Genomic DNA, 18,439 nt, shown 5'->3' on the forward strand with positions numbered 1-18,439 from the left:
GAATTACGTGACGGCGGGGTGGGGAATTATGTGACGGACAAACCCCTCAATCTGGGGAATTACATGACCGCTGACATATGGCACCTTCCGGTACCGAAGCGTCGGCCGCCAGCTCGAGGCCGGGGTCTTCTCGAGGCCGGCGTTCGGCTCGATAGCCACGGCGACGTTACACGCGCTCATCGCAGTCGTGGTGCTGATCTGACGCGGCCGCAGCGACCGACGTCTCGAATCGAGTGTCACGCCGCCGCGGCCGACGATGGGCGGCGACGGACGACGCAAGAACAGTATGCGGACACGGCCGGAGTCCGATCCAGTGGTGCGGCGGCCAGCCGGGCCGGTGCTGATCGATCGACAATCGCGTGATCGCCGTCAGTCGATCATGAACCAGCCCCGGACCTGTGCCTCGTGGTCGACGTAGCGTTCGCCGGAGACGTCGACGACGACCTTGTCGATGGTGCCGCCGGTGAACGGGAACGGTGCGGTGTAGTCGGCGGTGACCGGGGAGGCGCTGTCGCGTCCCACACAGATACCGTCGCCGACGAGGCAGAACACGCCGGGCTGGGTGACGATCTCGCTGCTGGCGACCTGTTGGTCGTCGAGGTAGAGGTCGAGGGTGCCGGCGAATCCGGGCATGGTCGGGTCCTCGTTCTTGCCTTTCACGGTGAATTCGGCGGTGCACACGTGGGCGCCCGGGGTGAGGTCGCGGTCGGCGGCGACGTCCTCGATGCGGGTGCCGAGCCAGTTAAAGGTGTAGCGGAGTCGGTGATCCTTGACGTAGAGGCTGTGTCCGCCGGCGACGCCGCCGTGCGCGTAGAGCACGCCCTCCGCGTCGGGGGTGTCGACGTGGACTCCCGCCGCGATGGTGAAGGAGCGGCCGGTGATGGCGGCACCCGCGCTTTCGGGGACGTCCGCGCAGTTCGGGTAGTAGACGTAGTGGTCGCGGGGCTTGGCGGGGTGCGGGCGGTCCGAGAGGACCTGTTCGAGGGCGTTGCGGTCATCGAGGGGCAGGCCCTTGAAGACGCCGGCGTAGTAGAACCAGAGTTCCTTCATCTCGGCGAGGCGGTCCGGTTCGGTGTCGGCGAGGTTGTGGGACTGGGCTCGGTCCTCGTCGAGGTTGTAAAGCTCCCAGACGTCGTGGTGAAAGTTGCCCCAGCCCGAGATCGGCGGGTGCAGGGCACACGCGAGCCACCCCTCGTGGTACAGGGATCGCTGGCCGAGCATCGCGTAGAACTGCGTCTCCTTCCCCGGGGCGGAGGGGTCGGTCAACGATGCGGCGAAGCTCTCACCCTCGATCGGACTCTGCGTGTAGCCCTTGAGCACCGCGGGCGGGTCGATGTCGAGGAGTTCGTAGATGGTGGGCACGACGTCGACCGCGTGAATGTACTGGTGCAGCGGTTCGGGGCGGGGCGCCAGCTTCGCCGGCCAGGAGATCATGCACATGTCGGCGATGCCGCCCTCGTAGCCGGCCCACCGCTTCCAGTACGGGAACGGGGTGTCGAACGCCCAGGCCCATCCAGTGTTGTAGTGGTTGTACGAGGCGGGACCACCGAGTTCGTCGAGGTGCGGCAGTGTCACCTCGGTGGTGTCGGCGACTCCGTTGAAGAACCGCCATTCGTTGAACGACCCGTTCGGGCCGCCCTCGCCGCTTGCGCCGTTGTCGGAGATCACGACGAGCAGGGTGTTGTCCAGTTCGCCCGAGTCGGCGAGGAAGTCGATCACTCGGCCGAGCTGATCGTCGGCGTAGGAGATGAATCCGGCAAACACCTCGGCCATCCGGATGAACAGGCGCTGTTCGTCGGCGGTGAGCGAGTCCCACGGGCGGACGGTGTCGAGCATCGGCCAGAGCTGACCGTCCGGGCCTGTGGTGTTCGGCTCGCCGTGAGGATTGATCGGCGAGAGCTCGGTGTCCGCCGGTAACAAGCCCAGTTCTTTTTGGCGGGCGAGGATCTCGGCGCGGATGGCCTCGTAGCCCTGGTCGAATTTGCCCTTGTATTTGTCGGCCCATTCGGAGGGGACGTGGTGCGGGGCGTGCCCGGCCTGTGGGGCCAGGTACATGAAGAAAGGTTTGTCGGGGTTGACGGCCTTGGCGTCGCGGATGAACTCGATCGACTTGTCGGACAGGTCCTTTGAGAGGTGGTAGCCGTCCTCGGGGGTTCCGGGTGCCTCGATCGGGTGGTTGTCGTAGACGAGGTCGGGGTACCAGCTGTTGGACTCGCCGCCGAGGAAGCCGTAGAAGCGTTCGAAGCCGCGGCCGAGCGGCCACCGGCTCTTGACCGCCGACATGTTGCATTCCTCGCTCGGGGTCAGATGCCATTTGCCGACGCAGTAGGTGTTCCAGCCGCGTTCGGCCAGTACCTCGGAGATGAATCCGTTCTCGAACGGGATGTGGGTCGAGATGCCGGGGAACCCGGAGCTGAGTTCGGCGACCGTGGCCATCCCGTTGGAGGTGGCGTTGCGGCCGGTCAGCAGCGACGCACGGGTGGGCGAACACAGCGCCGTGGTGTGAAAGTTGGAGTAGCGCACACCCGCGTCGGCGATGCGCCGCATGGTGGGGGTCTCGATGGGACCGCCGAAGACGTCCATGCTGCCGTAGCCCACGTCGTCCCACGCAATGATCAACACGTTCGGGGCGCCCTCGGGGGCCTGGGCGGGCAGGTACGGCGACCAGTCCGCCACCGAGTCTCGAATGTCGACCGCGATCTTGCCCTTAAGGTTGCTGGCCATGGTGGTGCTCCTCCGGTCGACGGCCCGCTTGCGCACTTCTCGGCATGCGGGAACCCCACCTTTCAGCGTGGTCGGTGTGGTGTCAGGGCGTCTTCGCACCACCAGCACAAGCCGCGCGGGACTTATTCGCGCACAGTGCAGCAAAGCGCACCGCGGCCACGGCCGGGGTTCGGTGGCCCGCTGGCTTCCCACACCTGAGTTCGGTCATGATGGAACCCATGGCCCATCCGCGCAGCGAGGCCCAGTTCCACCACCTGCGGACGCCGCGGTCCGCGGCGATCGCGGGCATCATCTTCGGTGCGCTCTTCGCCACCAGCATTGTCCTACTGGTCACGGCGATGCCGACCACGCCGGGGGCGCCGTGGGTGCGCGGCGGTTCGAAGATCACCACCGCCCTGTTCCTCGCCCCGATCGCGGGCATCGCCTTCTTGTGGTTCATCGGGGTGCTCCGCGACCGGTTCGGCGACCTCGAGGACCGCTTCTTCTCGACCGTCTTCCTGGGCAGCGGACTGCTGTTCCTCGCCATGACCTTCGTGTCGATGGCGCTCGCGGGCGCACTGCTCGCCGTCTCCCGCCACTCGTCGGATGTCGTCGAGACCGACATCGTCTTCTTCGGGCGGGAGGTGATGCTGCACATCAACAACGTCTACTCCGTGCGCATGGCCGCGGTGTTCATGATCTCCCTGGCCACGATGTGGCTGCGGACCAGGCTGATGCCGAAGCCGCTGGTGATCGGGACGTATCTGCTCGCCGTGGTGCTCTTGGTGGTCGTCAGCTTCAGCTTCTGGGTGGCGCTGGTCTTCCCGGCGTGGGTGCTGGTAGTCAGTGTGTACATCCTCGCCACCGATCACCGGCAACCAGCTCGTCCGGACTGACACCGGTGGGGACGGCGCGTCGTCTGGCAGACCTGGATCACCGCCGCCGACGGTGGGCCGTCCTGCGTGCCGTCCTGGCGGTTGCGGCGACCTGGGCGCTGCTCGGCGCCGTCTACTACCTGGTGCCGGCGAGGAACTACCTCGAAGAGGGCGCCGGCGCCCGGGTGGTGGTCGGAGGTGCGCTCTTCGCCGGAGTTCTGGTGTGGCAGATCCGCCGGATCCTGCGCGCCCCGCTGCCCCAGCTGCGTGCGATCGAAGCCCTCGGCGCGATCATCGCGCTGTTCCTGCTCCTCTTCGCCACCACCTATCTGGCGCTGTCCCACACCAGTCCGGCCTCGTTCAACCAGCACCTCGACCACACCCGGGCCCTGTACTTCACCATCTCCATCTTCTCGACGGTCGGGTTCGGCGACATCGTCCCCAGAACCGACACCGCCCGCATCCTGGTCAGCGCGCAGATGCTCCTCGACCTGATCCTCCTCGGGGCCGTGGTGAAACTCCTCGTCACCGCCGCCAGGACCGGTCTCGGACGAGCACATCCAGGACCGCCTTGGTAGGTGGGTTTGCACCACATCGGGTCGCGCCCCTGAATCGGAAAAGCCGTCCCAGAAACGAACTCACAGGAAATGGACCGACATGAACACTGTCAGATTCTTCGAGCTGGCGACGGAATCGTTCGAGGTGTTGGGTGTTCTGTCGATGGTTGTCGGGTTCCTCTTCGCGTTCGTCCTCGCGGCGTGGACATGGAGGCGAACCGCTGATGGTGGTCGGGCGTTCACCACCCTGCGTCAATCACTCGGAGGGGCGATCCTGCTCGGTCTGGAGTTACTGGTCGCGGCGGACATCGTCAAGACCGTCACGTCCGCGCCCTCCCTCACGGACGCGGCCGTCCTGGGGGTGATCGTGCTGATCCGGACCGTGCTGAGCCTGTCCATCGAAATCGAGATCGACGGAGTAGCACCTTGGAAGAAGGCATTCGTCACCGGACCCCAGGTCCTCGCGCAGGCCACACGCCAGTCGACGCGACAGGACCCCGACCCGCACGAGTGAGGCCCGAACTGCCCCGAGTCTCGCACCCCCGCACCGACCGTGTGCAGGCATCGAACCCTCATTGCCGACCCTCGACGATCTGTCCTTCGGCGCCGCGGCGAGAGACGGTTCACCACCGCTGCTCTGGCCGACAGCGGGCTCGGAGTGCTTTGGTGGAACAGGAGGGGCACACCGATGCAGAGGCGGCTGGTCAGGTCGGGGTCCCCGCCCTAGGAGGGCAGGTCATGAGCAAAGCCGCCACCGCCGGTGCCTACCGTCATCGACGAATCCTGAACGCCGAACTCGCGGTGCTGTACATCCTCGCCGGGCTGGGTCTGGGACTGACCGTGCCGAGAATTCGGCGTGGACCCGACCTGCCGGCCCAACAGGTGATCGGCGTCCTGACCACGATCGGACTCGGCGTGCTCGGCCTGGTCGCCGTCATCTTTTCGCTGGGGATCCTGGTCGGACGGTGGGCGGCCTCGAACTACAGCCCGCGCCTGACCCAATTCCGCGACACCCCGATCTTGCGGCAGACCTTCGCGTTCGCCCTCGGTGTGACCGTCTTCTGCATCTCGGCGGCCTTCACCATCGGCCCCCGCGCCCGGGTATCGATGGCCGTCCTGATTACCGCCATCGTCTTGCTGGTTCTGATGGCGGGCCTGCTCCGGACACTCCAAGTGACAGTGGCAACCTCCATTCAACTCTCGCCCGTCCTGAGTTCCATCGCCGCCCGCGGCCGCAACCTCCTCGACGCCGCGTACCCGGACGACGCCGGCACCACGGCGTCACCCGCGGCGCCCCTGCCCGCGCCTTGCACGACGGTTACCTGGCCGAATCCCACGACCGTGCTGCAAAGAATCCAGGTCGACCGCCTCGTCTGCGCCGCGCAGGCCGCGAATGCGGTCATCGTCCTGCGCGCAGCCCCTGGCATCACCCTGCAGTGCGGCGTGCCCGTGGCCGACATCCACGGACAGCTCCCCGCCTCGGTAGTCCTCGGCGGGCTGGTCGTCGGCAGCGAGCGGACGTTCGAACAAGACCCGCTGTTCGCCTTCCGGCTGCTGACCGACATCGCGCTACGCGCCCTGCGGCCCAATGACCCGGCAACCACCGTCCAGGCCCTGGACTACATCGAGGACCTGCTCGGCCGGGCCGCCGCAGCACCGACCGAACCCCGCCGCGTCACCGACCAGCACCAGGTACTTCGGCTGGTGATCGCACGACCGAGCTGGGAGGAGTTTGTCCGGACCAGCCTCGACGATCTCATCCCCGCCGCGGCGACCACACCGAGTGTCCTGATCCGCCTCCAGCTACTGCTCGAACGCGTGCAGCATCGGGCCCACCCGGACCACCATGAGGTGCTCACCGCGCGGCTGACCCGGGTGAACGACCACCTCACCAAACTCCTTCCACCTCTCGCGTGAACAGCCTGGGACAGAACGAACCCTGGGCGGCACATCCAGTTAGCGACACGAAGCGAGGACATCATGACCGCAACCCGAGCCCGGCTGATTCGGTTCCTCGGCGTCACCCGGGCGACAGTGGGCGTGGCAGCCCTGGTGCGGCCCCGGCTGGTGTATCGCTGTCTCGGGGTCAGTGCCGGCGCCGACGGCGACACCGTGGCACGGCTGTTCGCCATCCGCGAGGTCGCAGTGGCCGCTGCGGCCCTGCAACCGGACCCCACCGGACGCCGGCTCGGATTGGCCGTGGGGGTGATAGTCGACTCGGTGGATGCGGTATCGGTAGCAATGGGCAGTCGGAAAGGCGTCAGCGCCACGGGTGCGGTACTCGTGGGAGGCGCGGCGGCTCTCTATACGGTCGCCGGCGCCTACGCGCTCATCAGCTGAGGACGTACGCGGTTCCGTGCACCCGACTCATCGAGGGAACCGACGAGATCGCCGCAGCGACATCACATATCTCGTACCGTCCGGGCCGGGGATCCGCAGCAGCTGGCCCAACTGGTCCGCAACCTCGTCGACAACGCCGCCCACCACGCCCACACCCGAATTTCCCTTGCGTGCCGCAGGTGCGAGGGAACGCCGTCATCGAGGTGGCCGACGACGGACCGGGCGTCGCCCCGGTGGACCGGGCGCGGATCTTCGAGGAATTCGTGCGCCTCGACACTCCCCGAACCCGCGAATCCGGTGGTTCCGGACTCGGTCTCGCCATCGCCGCCGAGATCGTCGCCGCACACCACGGGTCGATCGACATCCTCGACCGGGAAGGTGGGGGTGCGCAGTTCGTGGTCACGCTCCCGCTCGGCGACGACCCCTATATCTCTGAGGGCATCGAGTAACCCACGCCGCGCGTTGACTCACGAAAAATGCGCGCGTAACCCTATTCGTTGCCCCATCGACGAATGCGCGCGTACGGCGCGCCTACCCGGCCCGAGGATGGGTTGTCGGATAGGCCCGGGACGATGGGACTGACGATGAGTCAACGCAAGGCTGTGACGAAGACGGTCGCGACGAGGTACCGGCGGGCCGACAAGTCCGGGAAGGGCCGGATCCTCGACGAGCTGTGCGCCACGACCGGGTGGCATCGCAATCATGCCCGTAAGGCACTCGCCCAGGCGTGCACACCGCGGTTCGTCAGGCCCCGCGTCCCGCGGCCGCCAAAGTACGGGCCGAAAGTGGTGGCGGCGCTGATCTTCTGCTGGGCGGTGCTGGGTATGCCCGCCGGGAAGCGGCTGGCCCCGATCCTGCCCGAGCTGGTGGGAGTTCTGCGCCGCTTCGATGAACTCGACATCGACGACGGCACCGCCGCGTTGCTGGTGTCGATGTCGGCGGCCACCATCAACAGGCGCCTGGCCCCCGAACGGAAGAAGCACGAGCTGAGGGCCGCAGCCACACCAAGCCGGGGTCGCTGCTCGAGTCGCAGATCCCGATCCGCACCTGGGCGGACTGGGACGACGCGAAACCGGGGTTCGTCGAGGTCGACCTGGTCGGCCACGACTGCGGCAACGCTGCAGGTGAGCACGCCTACACGCTGACGGTGACCGACATCGCCACCGGGTGGACCGAGAACCGCAGCGTGCGCAACAAGGCCCGCAAATGGGTGATCGCCGCGCTGGACGAGATCGCGAAGATCATGCCGTTCCCGATACTCGGCGTGGACAGCGACAACGGTTCGGAGTTCATCAATCATCACCTGCTGGCGTGGTGCGAGAAGCGCAAGATCACCTTCACTCGGTCGCGGCCCGGCAACTCCAACGACGGCTGCCACGTGGAGCAGAAGAACTGGGCGATCGTGCGCACCGTCGTCGGCTACCACCGCTACGACTCCGAAGCAGAACTGTTGCTGCGGGGCAAGATCTGGGTGCTGCAGTCGCAGCTGGCGAACTACTTCTGCCCGCAACAGAAACTCGTCTCGAAGGGTCCGCAACGGCGCGAAGGTCGCCAAGAAGTACGACACGGCGACCACCCCACACCGTCGCGCCGAACACCACAAAGCGGTCGGGAAACACGACAAGGAGATCCTTGCCGACACCTACACCGGCATCAACCCTGCCGCCGGCCAACGGCAGATCCAGGCGCTGACCACGGAGCTGCTGACGCTCACCACCAGCAAGGCTGGGCCGGCCAAACGCCGCCCCTCCACGCGCGCACTCTCGAATGAGTCAACGAATCAGACTTCGCGCGCATCTTGACATGAGGCAATAGGCGCCCGGACGGTGTCGATGCTCGTCGTACCGAATGGGGCGTCGATCTTGCGCCGAAGATACCCGATGTAGACCTCCACGATGTTGTCGTCGCCCTCGTAATTGACACCCCAAACAGATTGCAGAATATCGTGTTTGGTGACGACCGCACCGGCGTGGCGCATCAGGTATTCGAGCACGCTGTACTCGCGGGGCGTGAGCTGGAGGCGGGTCTCCCCGCGGGTGACCCGCCGCATCGCCGGATCCAACGAGAGTCCCCCAGCGCGCAGGACCGGCGGCCGCGGCGGAGCCCCGCGCCGCACCAGCGCCCGCAACCGGGCCACCAGCACCACGAAGGAGAACGGTTTGACCAGATAGTCGTCGGCACCGAGGTCGAACGCATCGGCGAGGTCGTATTCGCCGTCCTTGCCGGAGAGCATCAGCACCGGCGTCCACACCCGCTGCTGACGCATCTCCCGCACCACGTCGTACCCGTGTTTGCCGGGCAACATGATGTCGAGGACCACCACATCGAAGCCGCCCTCTGTCGCGGCCGCCAACCCGGCGATGCCATCGTGTTCGACCTGCACGGTACACCCATCGGCCGTCAGGCCGCGGCGCACCGTCTCGGCCAGTCGCGTTTCGTCCTCGACCAGCAACACCCGCTCCACAACCTCCTCCACACCATCCCCGACACCAAAAGGCCAACGGTACGACCATCCACTGCCGACCACGCCGTCCACTTCACCGAGGCGGCCGACCTGAGGACGAGCGCCCGGGCAGTGGTGTCTGGTCAGCTCCGGATCCGCACCGCTCCGACGATCAGCACGACGCCGACCACGACGGCGTACCACGCGATGACCGGCACGATGCCCACGATGCCGGCGCCCGGGGCGAGCAGCAGCAGAACCCCGCACAGGGCCGCGAGGAGGCTGGCCGCCAGCATCCATCTACGCGCCGGCACCGAGCCGACTTAGGCGTCGTCGCCCAGATACAGGCGGTCGTAATACTTCGTCAGTGCCTCGATCGCCGCGACGTCTGAGAGAGTGTTTGAGAACCCGCGATGGGCGGGCGTGCGCCTCGCTGAGAATGTGATTGAGAACGGTCAGGTTCGGGCGAGTCGCCTGGTCATAGTCGCGATGGTGGCGACGAGAACCATCGCTTCGTGGTGTTCAGGCTTGGCTTCGTAGTCGCGGACACAGCGGCGATATTTAAGGAGCCAACCGAAGGTCCGTTCTACCACCCAAACTCGGGGCCGGACGTGGAATCCGGTATTACTGGGCTTGCGTTTGATGATGTCGACCCGTAGAGCCAGAACACTTTTCGCCCAGCCGAGCAGGCGTCCCGGGTAGCCGCCGTCGGCCCACACCAGCCGGATCGTGGAGAACGTGCCGCGCAGTATGGCGAGCAGCCGGTGCCCGGCGTCACGGTCCTGAATCGAGGCCGCGGTCACCACGACTCCCAACAACAGCCCGGTCACGTCCACCGCGATGTGGCGTTTCACACCGGTCGTTCGTTTCGCGCCGTCCCATCCGGTACCGGATCGGGGCACCGTGTCGGCGACCGGGACAGTCTGCGAATCGATGATCGCCGCGGTCGGACAGCGATCCCTTCCGGCTCGCACCCGCAACCGGTCGCGCAGGGTGTCGAGGATGCGATGCCAGACCCCGCCACGGATCCAACGCAAGAAGATCGCGTACACCGTCCCGACCGGCGGAAACTCCACCGGCAGTTGCCGCCACGCGATCCCACCGCGGACCAGGTACAGGATGGCGTCCAATATGATTCGGCGGCAATGCTTCTCAGGTCTGCCGCCGCGACCCGCGGTGTTGCCCGGCGCCGGCAGCAACGGTTGCAGGATCACCCACTGTGCATCGGTGACCGACGACGGGTACATCGCGCAACGGTGCCCGCCCGCCGCGTGGGGCGGACACGACGGCCACGGTGAGATGGCCGATGATGGCTTGGAAGTGGGCTCCTCGATTCGGCTTCGGGCGTCGACCCCACCAACTCAACCAGGAGCCCACTTCCACGCACCGACCACCGCAGACACACGCCGTCGACGAGTTCTCAATCACGCTCTGAGTGCAGCGGTAAACCACACCGAAACCGCCACGGCCGATCTCCTGAACATCAGCGAAGCCAACTCCACCGAGTTCGGCGGCCGGGGACGGCGGGTACCGCTGAGTGTCGAGCGGATCACCTTCACCCATCGGACGGTCTACTCACTCCGTCGGCTCATCGATCCCGCGCACTGGTCCCGACGGCACGAGCAGCGCGGATACCACCGTGGACACACCTCTCGATGGCGTGCTCACAAGGATCACGCGGGTATCGCGCCTCGACGGAACGCTGAGTACCAAGATCCAGGCTGCTCGTGTCCAGCGGCTTGCACGGACTGTCTGGCCGATGCCGGGCAAACTGGGACCGTCTCGAAGCGGCGGAGGGCCGATTTATCTCCGCCGCAACCGGACTCAGCTCCCCGCGGTCTCGGGGTTCGTGGCGATCAGGTCGAGGGCGATGTCGACGATGAGGTCTTCCTGTCCGCCGACGAGGCCGCGGCGGCCGACCTCGAGGAGGATGGTGCGCACGTCGATGCCGTACCGCTGGGATGCGGCTTCGGCGTGCCGGAGGAAGGACGAGTACACGCCGGCGTAGCCGAGGGTGAGGGTTTCCCGGTCGACGCGGACGGGCCGGTCCTGCAGCGGCCGGACGAGGTCGTCGGCGGCGTCCTGGAGGGCGAACAGGTCGCTGTTGTGCTTCCAGCCCTGCCGGTCCGCGACGGCGATGAACGGTTCGATCGGGCAGTTGCCGGCGCCGGCGCCGTGCCCGGCCAGCGAGGCGTCGACGCGGGTGACGCCCTCTTCGACGGCGACGACGGAATTGGCGACCGACAGCGACAGGTTCTCGTGGGCGTGGATGCCGATCTCGGTGGCCTCGTCGAGCACGTCCCGGTAGGCGCGGACCCGGTCGCGGACGCCGTCCATGGTCAACCGGCCACCGGAGTCGGTGACGTAGACGCAGTGCGCGCCGTAGGACTCCATGAGCTTGGCCTGGGCGGCGAGCTCGGGTGCGGTGGTCATGTGGCTCATCATCAGGAAACCGGAGACGTCCATGCCGAGCTCGCGGGCTTTGCCGATGTGCTGGGCGGCGACGTCGGCTTCGGTGCAGTGGGTGGCCACCCGCACCGACCGCACGCCCAGTTGGTAGGCGTGTTCGAGTTCGGCGATGGTGCCGATGCCGGGCAGCAGCAGGGTGGTCAGCCGGGCGTGGGTGAGGTTGGCGGCGGCGGCTTCGATCCATTCCCAGTCGGTGTTGCTGCCGGGGCCGTAGTTCAGCGATCCGCCGGCGAGTCCGTCGCCGTGGGCGACTTCGATGCCGTCGACACCGGCGGCGTCGAGCGCGGCCACGATCGTGCCGACGTCGTCGGGGGTGATGCGGTGGCGGACGGCGTGCATGCCGTCGCGGAGGGTGACGTCTTGGATGAACAGCCTGGTGGTCATCGGGTGGCTCCCTGTGTTGCCGTCGGGGCGGCGATCGTGTCGGCGACGGACTCGGCGTAGCGCACTGCGGCCGAGGTCATGATGTCGAGGTTTCCGGCGTAGGCGGGCAGGTAGTGGGCGGCGCCTTCGACTTCGAGGAACACCGCCACCTGGTGGGTGGGGGCTGCCGTGTCCCCGGACGCGAGCAGGGTGTGGACGGGTTGGCCGTCCGGGACCGGGGTGATCTGGACCTGTTGCTTGAGTCGGTAGCCGGGCACGTAGGTCGCGACGTGCTCGACCATTGTCTGGATCGAGTCGCGGACCGCGTCGTGGGTGGCCGGGTCGGGGGCGGAGATCAGGCACAGGACGGTATCGCGCATGATCAGCGGCGGCTCGGCCGGGTTGAGAATGATGATGGCCTTGCCGCGGCGGGCGCCGCCGACGGTTTCGATGGCGTGGGAGGTGGTTTCGGTGAACTCGTCGATGTTCGCCCGGGTGCCCGGTCCGGCGGACTTCGACGCGATGGAGGCGACGATTTCGGCGTAGGCGACCGGTGTCACGCGGGAGACGGCGGCGACGATCGGGATGGTGGCCTGACCGCCGCAGGTGACCATGTTGACGTTGGCGGCGTCCCGGTGTTCGTCGAGGTTGACCGCCGGCACCACGAAGGGGCCGAGGGCGGCCGGGGTGAGGTCGATCAGCCGTTTGCCGAGCGGTTCGAGCAGGGCGGCGTTGGCGGCGTGTGCCTTGGCGGAGGTGGCGTCGAAGATCACGTCGATGTCGTCGAAGTTCGGCAGCCGAAGGAGGCCTTGGACGCCGTCGGCGGTGGTGGGGACGCCGAGTCGTCGGGCGCGGGCGAGCCCGTCGGAGTCGGGGTCGATGCCGACCATCGCGCCCATCTGCAGGACGTCGGAGTGGCGGATCACCTTGATCATCAGGTCGGTGCCGATGTTGCCGGATCCGATCACCGCGACGGTGACCTTACGGGTGTTCTCGCTCATGGTGTTCACTCCTGGGTGAAGGTTGCGGTGACCGATCCGAGACCGGTGATGTCGGCGCGGACGGTGCCGGGGGTGTCGATGACGGCCATCGGTCCGAGGGCGCCGGACAAGATCACCTGGCCGGCCAGCAGTGGTTGGCCGAACTCGCGTGCGGTGCGCGCGAGCCAGGCCAGCGCCCGCAACGGGTCACCGAGGCAGGCGGCGCCGGTTCCGGTCGACACCTCGGTGTCGTCAACGAACATCTGCATCTGGGCGGCGACCGGGTCGAAGGAGTCGAGGGTGCGCCGGTCGGCGCCGAGGACGAACAGCCCGCTCGACCCGTTGTCGGCGACGGTGTCGCCGAAGGTGATGTCCCACCCGGCGATTCGGCTGTCGACGATCTCGAGGGCGGCCACCGCGTAGTCGACGGCGCCGCGGATCTGGGCGTCGTCGAGCGGCCCGTCCACCAGATCGCGGCCGAGGACGAACGCGATCTCCGCCTCCACCTTCGGCTGCAGCAGACGAGACAGCGGGATCGGGCCGGCCTCCGGGCAGTGCATGTCGTCGAACAGCACCCCGAAGTCCGGTTGGTCGACGCCGAGCTGCTGCTGGACCGCCGGCGAGGTCAGGCCGATCTTGCGGCCGACGACGCTCGCACCGGCGGCGATTCGGTCGGCGACAATCCGTTCCTGGACGGCGTACGCGGCCGCGGCGTCGTCGGTACCGATCAGGTCGCGGACCGGGGTGCACGGCGTGAAAGTCGCGGCGGCGGTGCTCAACCGCTCGGCGGCCTCGACGATAGCGTCGGCGGCGGCTCGCGCCGTGGGGGGCAGGCTGGTGCCCGGAGGTGTGCTCATCTGACGTCCCGATGTGATCGTGGGGAATGGACTGTGGGTTCCACTGTTGCCGCGGGGTGATCGCCGGCCAAGCATTGCGTTCCACTGAGCCGAACGCTGCCGGTATCGTGGACGGCGTCGCCGGTGGCAGCGGAGGTGAATCGGCAGTGTCCGATCAGGAGTTCGACCGCACGACGGTGCTGGGCAAGGTGATGATGGTGCTGCACGCGTTCACCATCGACGACTCGACCCTGTCGCTGGCCGAACTGGTCCGGCGGACGTCCATCCCGAAGGGCACGTTGCACCGGGTGCTCTCCGACATGGTGGCGGTGCGGATGCTGGACCGCACCGATGCCGGTTACCGGCTCGGGGGCTCCCTGTTCGAGCTGGGCATGCGGGCGTCGGTCGAGCGCAGCCTGCTCGAGGTGGCGATCCCGTTCATGGAGGACCTGTATGTGCGCACCCACGAGACGGTGCACCTGGGGGTCCTCGACGGGACGGAGGTCGTGTACCTGTCGAAGATCGGAGGGCATCGGCAGGCGAGCGCACCGTCGAGGATCGGGGGCCGGATGCCGGTGCACTGCACTGCAATCGGCAAGGTGCTGCTCGCCCACGCCGCCAGTGCTCTCCGAGAGCAGGTGCTTTCCGCTCCGCTGGCCCGCTACACCCCGCGGACCATCATCCTGCCCGGACCGCTGCGCACCCAGCTCGACCGCATCGCCGCCGAGGGCATGGCCTACGAATACGAGGAATCAGCAACCGGAATCGTGTGCGTAGCCGCCCCTGTCCGCGAGAGCGAGGACGTCGTCGCCGCGATCAGCGTGACCGGCCCCTCTCATCGCTTCCGGCCCGACAACCACACCAGCTCGGTCCGCGCCGCCGCGGAAGAAATCGGAGCCACACTAGCGCGGCGATCTCATCTGCTACGGAATTGAAGACCGGGGTATGCTCGACGGGCTGGTCCGCTGAGTGGACCGCCTGTCGGAGGATCCATATGAACGCGTCGTTGCTGGGAAAAGTGCGACTGCTGCTCGACAGCTTCGATGCAGATTCCGGAGCGCTGTCGTTGACCGAGCTCTCACGTCGGAGCGGGGTTGCGAAGGCGACCGTGTACCGACTTGCCGGGGAGATGGTCCAGATCGGGTTCTTGGAGCGGGTAGGAACCGACTACCGGTTGGGACTGCGCCTCTTCGAACTGGGCCAGCTGGTCCCGACACAACGCATCATCCGGGATGCCGCGGTTCCGTTCATGCAGGACCTGCACTCTCTCACCCTCGAGACGGTGCACTTGGCGATTCGGGACGGCCTCGACGTCATGTTCGTGGAAAAGATCTCCGGTCACCGCAGCGCGCGGCTCCCGTCGCGGATCGCAGGCCGATTCCCGATCGAGGCCACGGCGACCGGCAAGGCGATCCTCGCGTACTCGCCGTCGAGCATGTTCGACGAGGTCGTCGCTCGTGGGTTCGCTCCCCTGACGACTCGGACCGTTGCCTCGGCTCTGCGCCTTCGTCGGCAACTCGATCGGGTCCGTACAGAGGGTTTCGCGTTGGAGGTCGAGGAGGTCGGACTCGGTATGACCAGTATCGCGGTACCCGTGTTCGCCGGTTCGATGGTGGTCGGTGCGGTAAGCGTGACCACCACGACGTCGCGGATGAATGTCGGCCGGGTGGCGAAGCCGTTGACGGCCGCGGGATCGAACATCAGTCGTGCCCTCCGTGGCGTCGCGCGTTCGGCCTGACACCGAACCCGAGCGAGAGAACGGCAAGGACAGCGCACCCAGTCATCGTGACGGCCACGGCGAGCGAGGTGTTCCCTAGGGCGCCGACGACCGGGGCCACGACGGCGGCCGTACCGAACTGCGCGAACCCGACGATTGCCGCCGCGGTCCCGGCCGCGTCGCCGTGCCGGGTCAATGCCAGAGCCGGCGCATTCGGCATGACGAATCCGGTGGCACACAGTAAGGCCAGCACCGGCACCGCGAAGCCGGCGAATCCCACAGTGCCATGAAGAGCCACGGCGACGAACATGACTCCAACGACGACGCTGACGGCGAGCGCGACGATACAGATCCGGACGGGAGACCAGCGGTCCAGTAGCCGCACGTTGAGTTGGGCCGCCCCGATCAGGACGACGCCGCCGGCCGCGAACGCCATCCCGTACACGGTCGGATCCAGTTCGAACTCCCTCTGCATGACGAACGAGGATCCGGCGATATACGCCCACAGGACCGCACGGCCCAGTCCACACACGAGGACGAGCGTCATGAAGCCGCCGTCGCGAACGAGCCGGGTGTAGGTCCGGAGTGCAGGGGCAAGTCCGCGTCGGCTCCGGTGCGAGGGCGGCAGCGTTTCGGGCAATGCGACGGCACCGATCAGCATCAACAGAGCCGCGAGCACCGCCAGCACGAGGAACACACCGTGCCACGACATGGTGGTCATGAGGATTCCGCCGATGCTCGGCGCCAGGATCGGGGCCACACCCATGACCAGCATCAGATGGGAGAACATGACAGCAGCGGCGCGGCCCGAGAAGAGGTCCCGGACAACGGCGGTCGCGATGACCGCCGTCGCCGCGGCGCCCACCCCCTGAACAGTCCGGAACGCACCGAGCACCGTGATGGTCGGCGCGAAATAGCACGCCACGGACGCGACGACATGGACTGCCGTGCCCAGCAGGAGTGGGCGACGCCGACCGTAGCGGTCGGAGACCGGGCCGATCACCAGCTGTCCGAGAGCGAGACCGATCAGCGTCCCGGTCAGTGTCAGTTGCACCGTCGACTCCGAGGTCTCGAAGTCGACGGCGATGGCTGGTAGTGCCGGTAGATACATGTCCACGGTGAACGGGCCCAGTGCGGTGAGCACACCGAGGACGAGGACGAGCTGGATGCGTTTCGTCCCGACGGGTGGTGCGGGGATCAGCTCCGAGCAAGTGCTGCTCGTGGTCACGGGTGTCGCTGTTCGAGGAATCCCGTAACGAGCGAGTAGTAGTCGTGCGGACGTTCCTCCTGCAGGTGGTGGGACGCGCGGTCCATTATGTAGAGGTGGCCGTGCTTGATCATTCGGGCCAGCATCAGCGGATAGTCCGGCGTGAGGAAGGCGTCGTGCATTCCCCACGCGAACAGAACCGGCGCTTCGATCATCCCGAGTTCGGTCGTCAGATCCTGCCAGTCCCCACGCGGATTATCCGACGCCGCGGCCAGCGCCATCTCGTCGGGATCGAGACTTTGCCGGTACCGCATCTCGAGCGTGTCGTCCGGCAGCTGGTCTCCGTCGAACCATTCGAGGCGAGTGATGAGTTGCCGCATCTTCTCGCGGGTGGGACCGTCGCCGCCGTAGTACACGTCCCGGGCGTTGCGGCCGCGCCGGCCGTCCTCCGGCAACGGGGCGAGCGGTCCGTAGAAGACCGGCATACTTCCGGTGATCACCAGAGCCCGCACCCGCTCCGGGTACTTCGCCGCGAGATTCAGGGCGATCGTCCCGCCCCATGAATTGCAGACGAAGTCAGCTCGGGCGATGCCGAGCTCGTCGAGAAGGGCGACGATCTTGGCGGCGTGAAAATCCCACATCGGTCCGCTGATGGTGCACTTGTCGGACTTGCCGTATTGGAGGATGTCGACGAGCACGGCTCGACGATCGTCGGCGAAGAGTGGTGCGACGGGGCCGAAATCTGACCACGCCGTGCAGCCGGGGCCGCCGCCGTGCAGGAAGATCGTCGGAGACCCCTCGCCCATGTCGTGGTAATGGAATTTCACGACCGCGGCCGTGGCGTACAGACTGTTCGGTGGATGTGCCATGACCACACCTGACCCGATCTGCGGCGGTGGCGGAAGCATCTCGGTCCGCTGGACGGTCCGGGACCGTGGTGATGCCGCCACACCGGATCTAGCTTTCGCCCATGCGAACTGGTCTGGATTCAACCTTCGAACGCGCGTGCCGGATGATCGGTACCACCACACACCGCCGCCTCGGGGAAGTGCGTGCAGCAGAGTCCGTGGCGTTCGCGCGGGCGTCGGCGGAGCACGATCGTCGATTCCTCGACCCCGGCCGGGAAGACTTCCGGGTCCACCCGATGTACCTGCCCAGCCTGCTGCGAGGACCGGATGGCGCCGACACCGCTGAGTATCGCCCCGACGGCATGTTCGCCGATGAAGTGCCCGGCACGGCCGGGCTGGACGTGCGCCTGTTGGCGGGAGGGCAGACCATCGAGTTTTGTTCGACTCCCCCGCTCGGTGTGCCCCTCGAGGTCACACGCACCGTGAACGGTGTCGACTGGAAGGGCAGTGATGGCGGTGAGTTCCTTCTGATCACCGTGTCCAAGACCTACCGCGTCACGGGATCGGTCACGCTGGCAATTGTCACGGAACGGTTCATCGTCCGATGACGCCCAGTGGCGGATGGATGGTCGGCGATGCTATCGAACAGGTTGCGCTGCAGTGCGATCCGGTCAGGATTCTACGTTTCGGTGCAACCACCCACAATGCACACCGCATTCACTACGACACCGACTACGCCCGTGCCGAGGGCCTTCCCGACCCGGTGGTGATGGCTCAGCTGCAGGGGACGCTGTTCTTCCGGGCCGCCGCCCGCCTGGCCGGCGAGGTCGGTGCGGTGGCGTCCGTGACGTGGCGCAACCGAGCGCCCGCCCCCGTGGGGTGTGTCCTGACGGTCAGCGGAACCGTCACCCGGATCGAGGGTGACCGGATCGAGGTCACCCTCGTCGAACACGCCGACGACGGGGCATTGTGCGCGGAGGGCAGCGCGGTGATCACCACGACACCTCGATCGTCACGACGGTGAACCCGGTCTGCTGAGCGAACCGGATTTGTTGAGGTGCACGGCGATCGATCGGAAGATCTCCTGCATCACTTGATCTC

The 18,439-nt window shown here is 67.0% G+C and carries 18 protein-coding genes and 2 pseudogenes; 11 read left to right on the forward strand and 9 right to left on the reverse strand.

The genetic code is table 11. The features are described 5' to 3' along the window. Positions 1-369: 369 nt before the first annotated feature. A complete protein-coding gene (locus G9373_RS02330; RefSeq protein ID WP_167113753.1) occupies positions 370-2,724 on the reverse strand; it encodes an arylsulfatase in 2,355 nt (784 codons plus the stop codon). Between the two features lie 218 nt (positions 2,725-2,942). Here G9373_RS02330 and G9373_RS02335 point away from each other — a divergent pair, with 218 nt between their 5' ends. The 7 genes and pseudogenes from G9373_RS02335 (at position 2,943) to G9373_RS02365 (ending at position 8,277) form a co-directional block, all read left to right on the forward strand. Continuing rightward, a complete protein-coding gene (locus tag G9373_RS02335) occupies positions 2,943-3,599 on the forward strand; it encodes a hypothetical protein (RefSeq protein WP_043787570.1) in 657 nt (218 codons plus the stop codon). Between the two features lie 5 nt (positions 3,600-3,604). Continuing rightward, a complete protein-coding gene (locus G9373_RS02340) occupies positions 3,605-4,156 on the forward strand; it encodes a potassium channel family protein (RefSeq protein WP_005562167.1) in 552 nt (183 codons plus the stop codon). A 79-nt stretch (positions 4,157-4,235) separates the two neighbouring features. Further along, a complete protein-coding gene (locus G9373_RS02345) occupies positions 4,236-4,649 on the forward strand; it encodes a DUF1622 domain-containing protein (protein ID WP_005562169.1) in 414 nt (137 codons plus the stop codon). A gap of 224 nt (positions 4,650-4,873) precedes the next feature. Further along, positions 4,874-6,052 carry a DUF2254 family protein gene (locus tag G9373_RS02350; protein WP_005562171.1) on the forward strand — a complete coding sequence of 393 codons (1,179 nt, stop codon included), beginning with the start codon at positions 4,874-4,876 and terminating at the stop codon, positions 6,050-6,052. Positions 6,053-6,115: 63 nt separating this feature from the next. Continuing rightward, positions 6,116-6,475: a hypothetical protein gene (locus G9373_RS02355; protein WP_054248419.1), complete on the forward strand. Its 360-nt coding sequence runs from the start codon at positions 6,116-6,118 to the stop codon at positions 6,473-6,475. A gap of 84 nt (positions 6,476-6,559) precedes the next feature. Further along, positions 6,560-6,924, forward strand: a pseudogene (locus G9373_RS02360) (ATP-binding protein); the annotation flags it as partial. Between the two features lie 123 nt (positions 6,925-7,047). After that, positions 7,048-8,277: pseudogene (locus G9373_RS02365) on the forward strand (transposase family protein). On the opposite strand, the gene G9373_RS02370 reads toward G9373_RS02365, so the two are convergent. The 6 genes from G9373_RS02370 to G9373_RS02395 form a co-directional block, all read right to left on the reverse strand. Further along, a complete protein-coding gene (locus tag G9373_RS02370; protein WP_167113841.1) occupies positions 8,256-8,939 on the reverse strand; it encodes a response regulator transcription factor in 684 nt (227 codons plus the stop codon). The pseudogene G9373_RS02365 and the gene G9373_RS02370 sit on opposite strands and share 22 nt — an antisense overlap. Positions 8,940-9,061: 122 nt before the next feature. After that, complete coding sequence (locus G9373_RS02375; RefSeq protein ID WP_005562176.1) at positions 9,062-9,214, reverse strand: DUF308 domain-containing protein; 153 nt, start codon at positions 9,212-9,214, stop codon at positions 9,062-9,064. A gap of 159 nt (positions 9,215-9,373) precedes the next feature. Continuing rightward, positions 9,374-10,165, reverse strand: coding sequence for an IS5 family transposase (locus tag G9373_RS02380; RefSeq protein ID WP_054248938.1), 792 nt, complete (start codon positions 10,163-10,165; stop codon positions 9,374-9,376). Between the two features lie 577 nt (positions 10,166-10,742). Continuing rightward, entirely contained in the window at positions 10,743-11,771 is a 1,029-nt protein-coding gene (gene dmpG / locus G9373_RS02385; RefSeq protein WP_054248939.1) for a 4-hydroxy-2-oxovalerate aldolase, read from the reverse strand. Then, positions 11,768-12,751, reverse strand: a complete 984-nt coding sequence (locus tag G9373_RS02390) for an acetaldehyde dehydrogenase (acetylating) (RefSeq protein WP_043787598.1) — start codon at positions 12,749-12,751, stop codon at positions 11,768-11,770. The genes dmpG and G9373_RS02390 overlap by 4 nt, the downstream gene beginning before the upstream one ends. A gap of 5 nt (positions 12,752-12,756) precedes the next feature. Next, a complete protein-coding gene (locus G9373_RS02395; protein WP_120660879.1) occupies positions 12,757-13,587 on the reverse strand; it encodes a fumarylacetoacetate hydrolase family protein in 831 nt (276 codons plus the stop codon). 146 nt (positions 13,588-13,733) lie between these two features. Between G9373_RS02395 and G9373_RS02400 the strand changes: the two genes are divergently transcribed. Together G9373_RS02400 and G9373_RS02405 are read left to right on the forward strand one after the other, a co-directional pair. Next, positions 13,734-14,501 (forward strand): IclR family transcriptional regulator, encoded by a 768-nt coding sequence (locus tag G9373_RS02400; protein ID WP_082359769.1) that lies wholly within the window; start codon positions 13,734-13,736, stop codon positions 14,499-14,501. 59 nt (positions 14,502-14,560) lie between these two features. Continuing rightward, complete coding sequence (locus G9373_RS02405; RefSeq protein ID WP_005260582.1) at positions 14,561-15,304, forward strand: IclR family transcriptional regulator; 744 nt, start codon at positions 14,561-14,563, stop codon at positions 15,302-15,304. Here the strand turns inward: G9373_RS02405 and G9373_RS02410 are convergent. After that, positions 15,267-16,511 carry a multidrug effflux MFS transporter gene (locus G9373_RS02410; protein ID WP_167113754.1) on the reverse strand — a complete coding sequence of 415 codons (1,245 nt, stop codon included), beginning with the start codon at positions 16,509-16,511 and terminating at the stop codon, positions 15,267-15,269. The genes G9373_RS02405 and G9373_RS02410 overlap by 38 nt on opposite strands. Further along, on the reverse strand, positions 16,508-17,359 hold the full coding sequence (locus tag G9373_RS02415; RefSeq protein WP_206031509.1) for an alpha/beta hydrolase: 852 nt from the start codon (positions 17,357-17,359) through the stop codon (positions 16,508-16,510). Before G9373_RS02415 ends, G9373_RS02410 begins: the two co-directional genes overlap by 4 nt. Before the next feature lie 101 nt (positions 17,360-17,460). Between G9373_RS02415 and G9373_RS02420 the strand changes: the two genes are divergently transcribed. Both G9373_RS02420 and G9373_RS02425 read left to right on the forward strand, forming a co-directional pair. Further along, positions 17,461-17,946 (forward strand): hypothetical protein, encoded by a 486-nt coding sequence (locus G9373_RS02420; protein ID WP_054246831.1) that lies wholly within the window; start codon positions 17,461-17,463, stop codon positions 17,944-17,946. Beyond that, positions 17,943-18,362, forward strand: coding sequence for an acyl dehydratase (locus tag G9373_RS02425; protein WP_240482867.1), 420 nt, complete (start codon positions 17,943-17,945; stop codon positions 18,360-18,362). The genes G9373_RS02420 and G9373_RS02425 overlap by 4 nt, the downstream gene beginning before the upstream one ends. Positions 18,363-18,439: the final 77 nt, after the last annotated feature.

This window comes from Rhodococcus sp. A14 (assembly GCF_011603105.1).
GTDB classification, from domain to species: domain Bacteria; phylum Actinomycetota; class Actinomycetes; order Mycobacteriales; family Mycobacteriaceae; genus Rhodococcus_F; species Rhodococcus_F opacus.

Coding starts and splice junctions, on each gene's coding strand:
- G9373_RS02375 (WP_005562176.1), bottom strand. CDS start 9,214: ATGCTGGCGGCCAGCCTCCTCGCGGCCCTGTGCGGGGTTCTGCTGCTG.
- G9373_RS02390 (WP_043787598.1), bottom strand. CDS start 12,751: ATGAGCGAGAACACCCGTAAGGTCACCGTCGCGGTGATCGGATCCGGC.
- G9373_RS02345 (WP_005562169.1), top strand. CDS start 4,236: ATGAACACTGTCAGATTCTTCGAGCTGGCGACGGAATCGTTCGAGGTG.
- G9373_RS02415 (WP_206031509.1), bottom strand. CDS start 17,359: ATGGCACATCCACCGAACAGTCTGTACGCCACGGCCGCGGTCGTGAAA.
- G9373_RS02350 (WP_005562171.1), top strand. CDS start 4,874: ATGAGCAAAGCCGCCACCGCCGGTGCCTACCGTCATCGACGAATCCTG.
- G9373_RS02330 (WP_167113753.1), bottom strand. CDS start 2,724: ATGGCCAGCAACCTTAAGGGCAAGATCGCGGTCGACATTCGAGACTCG.
- G9373_RS02395 (WP_120660879.1), bottom strand. CDS start 13,587: ATGAGCACACCTCCGGGCACCAGCCTGCCCCCCACGGCGCGAGCCGCC.
- G9373_RS02405 (WP_005260582.1), top strand. CDS start 14,561: ATGAACGCGTCGTTGCTGGGAAAAGTGCGACTGCTGCTCGACAGCTTC.
- G9373_RS02425 (WP_240482867.1), top strand. CDS start 17,943: ATGACGCCCAGTGGCGGATGGATGGTCGGCGATGCTATCGAACAGGTT.
- dmpG (WP_054248939.1), bottom strand. CDS start 11,771: ATGACCACCAGGCTGTTCATCCAAGACGTCACCCTCCGCGACGGCATG.
- G9373_RS02335 (WP_043787570.1), top strand. CDS start 2,943: ATGGCCCATCCGCGCAGCGAGGCCCAGTTCCACCACCTGCGGACGCCG.
- G9373_RS02420 (WP_054246831.1), top strand. CDS start 17,461: ATGCGAACTGGTCTGGATTCAACCTTCGAACGCGCGTGCCGGATGATC.
- G9373_RS02380 (WP_054248938.1), bottom strand. CDS start 10,165: ATGTACCCGTCGTCGGTCACCGATGCACAGTGGGTGATCCTGCAACCG.
- G9373_RS02355 (WP_054248419.1), top strand. CDS start 6,116: ATGACCGCAACCCGAGCCCGGCTGATTCGGTTCCTCGGCGTCACCCGG.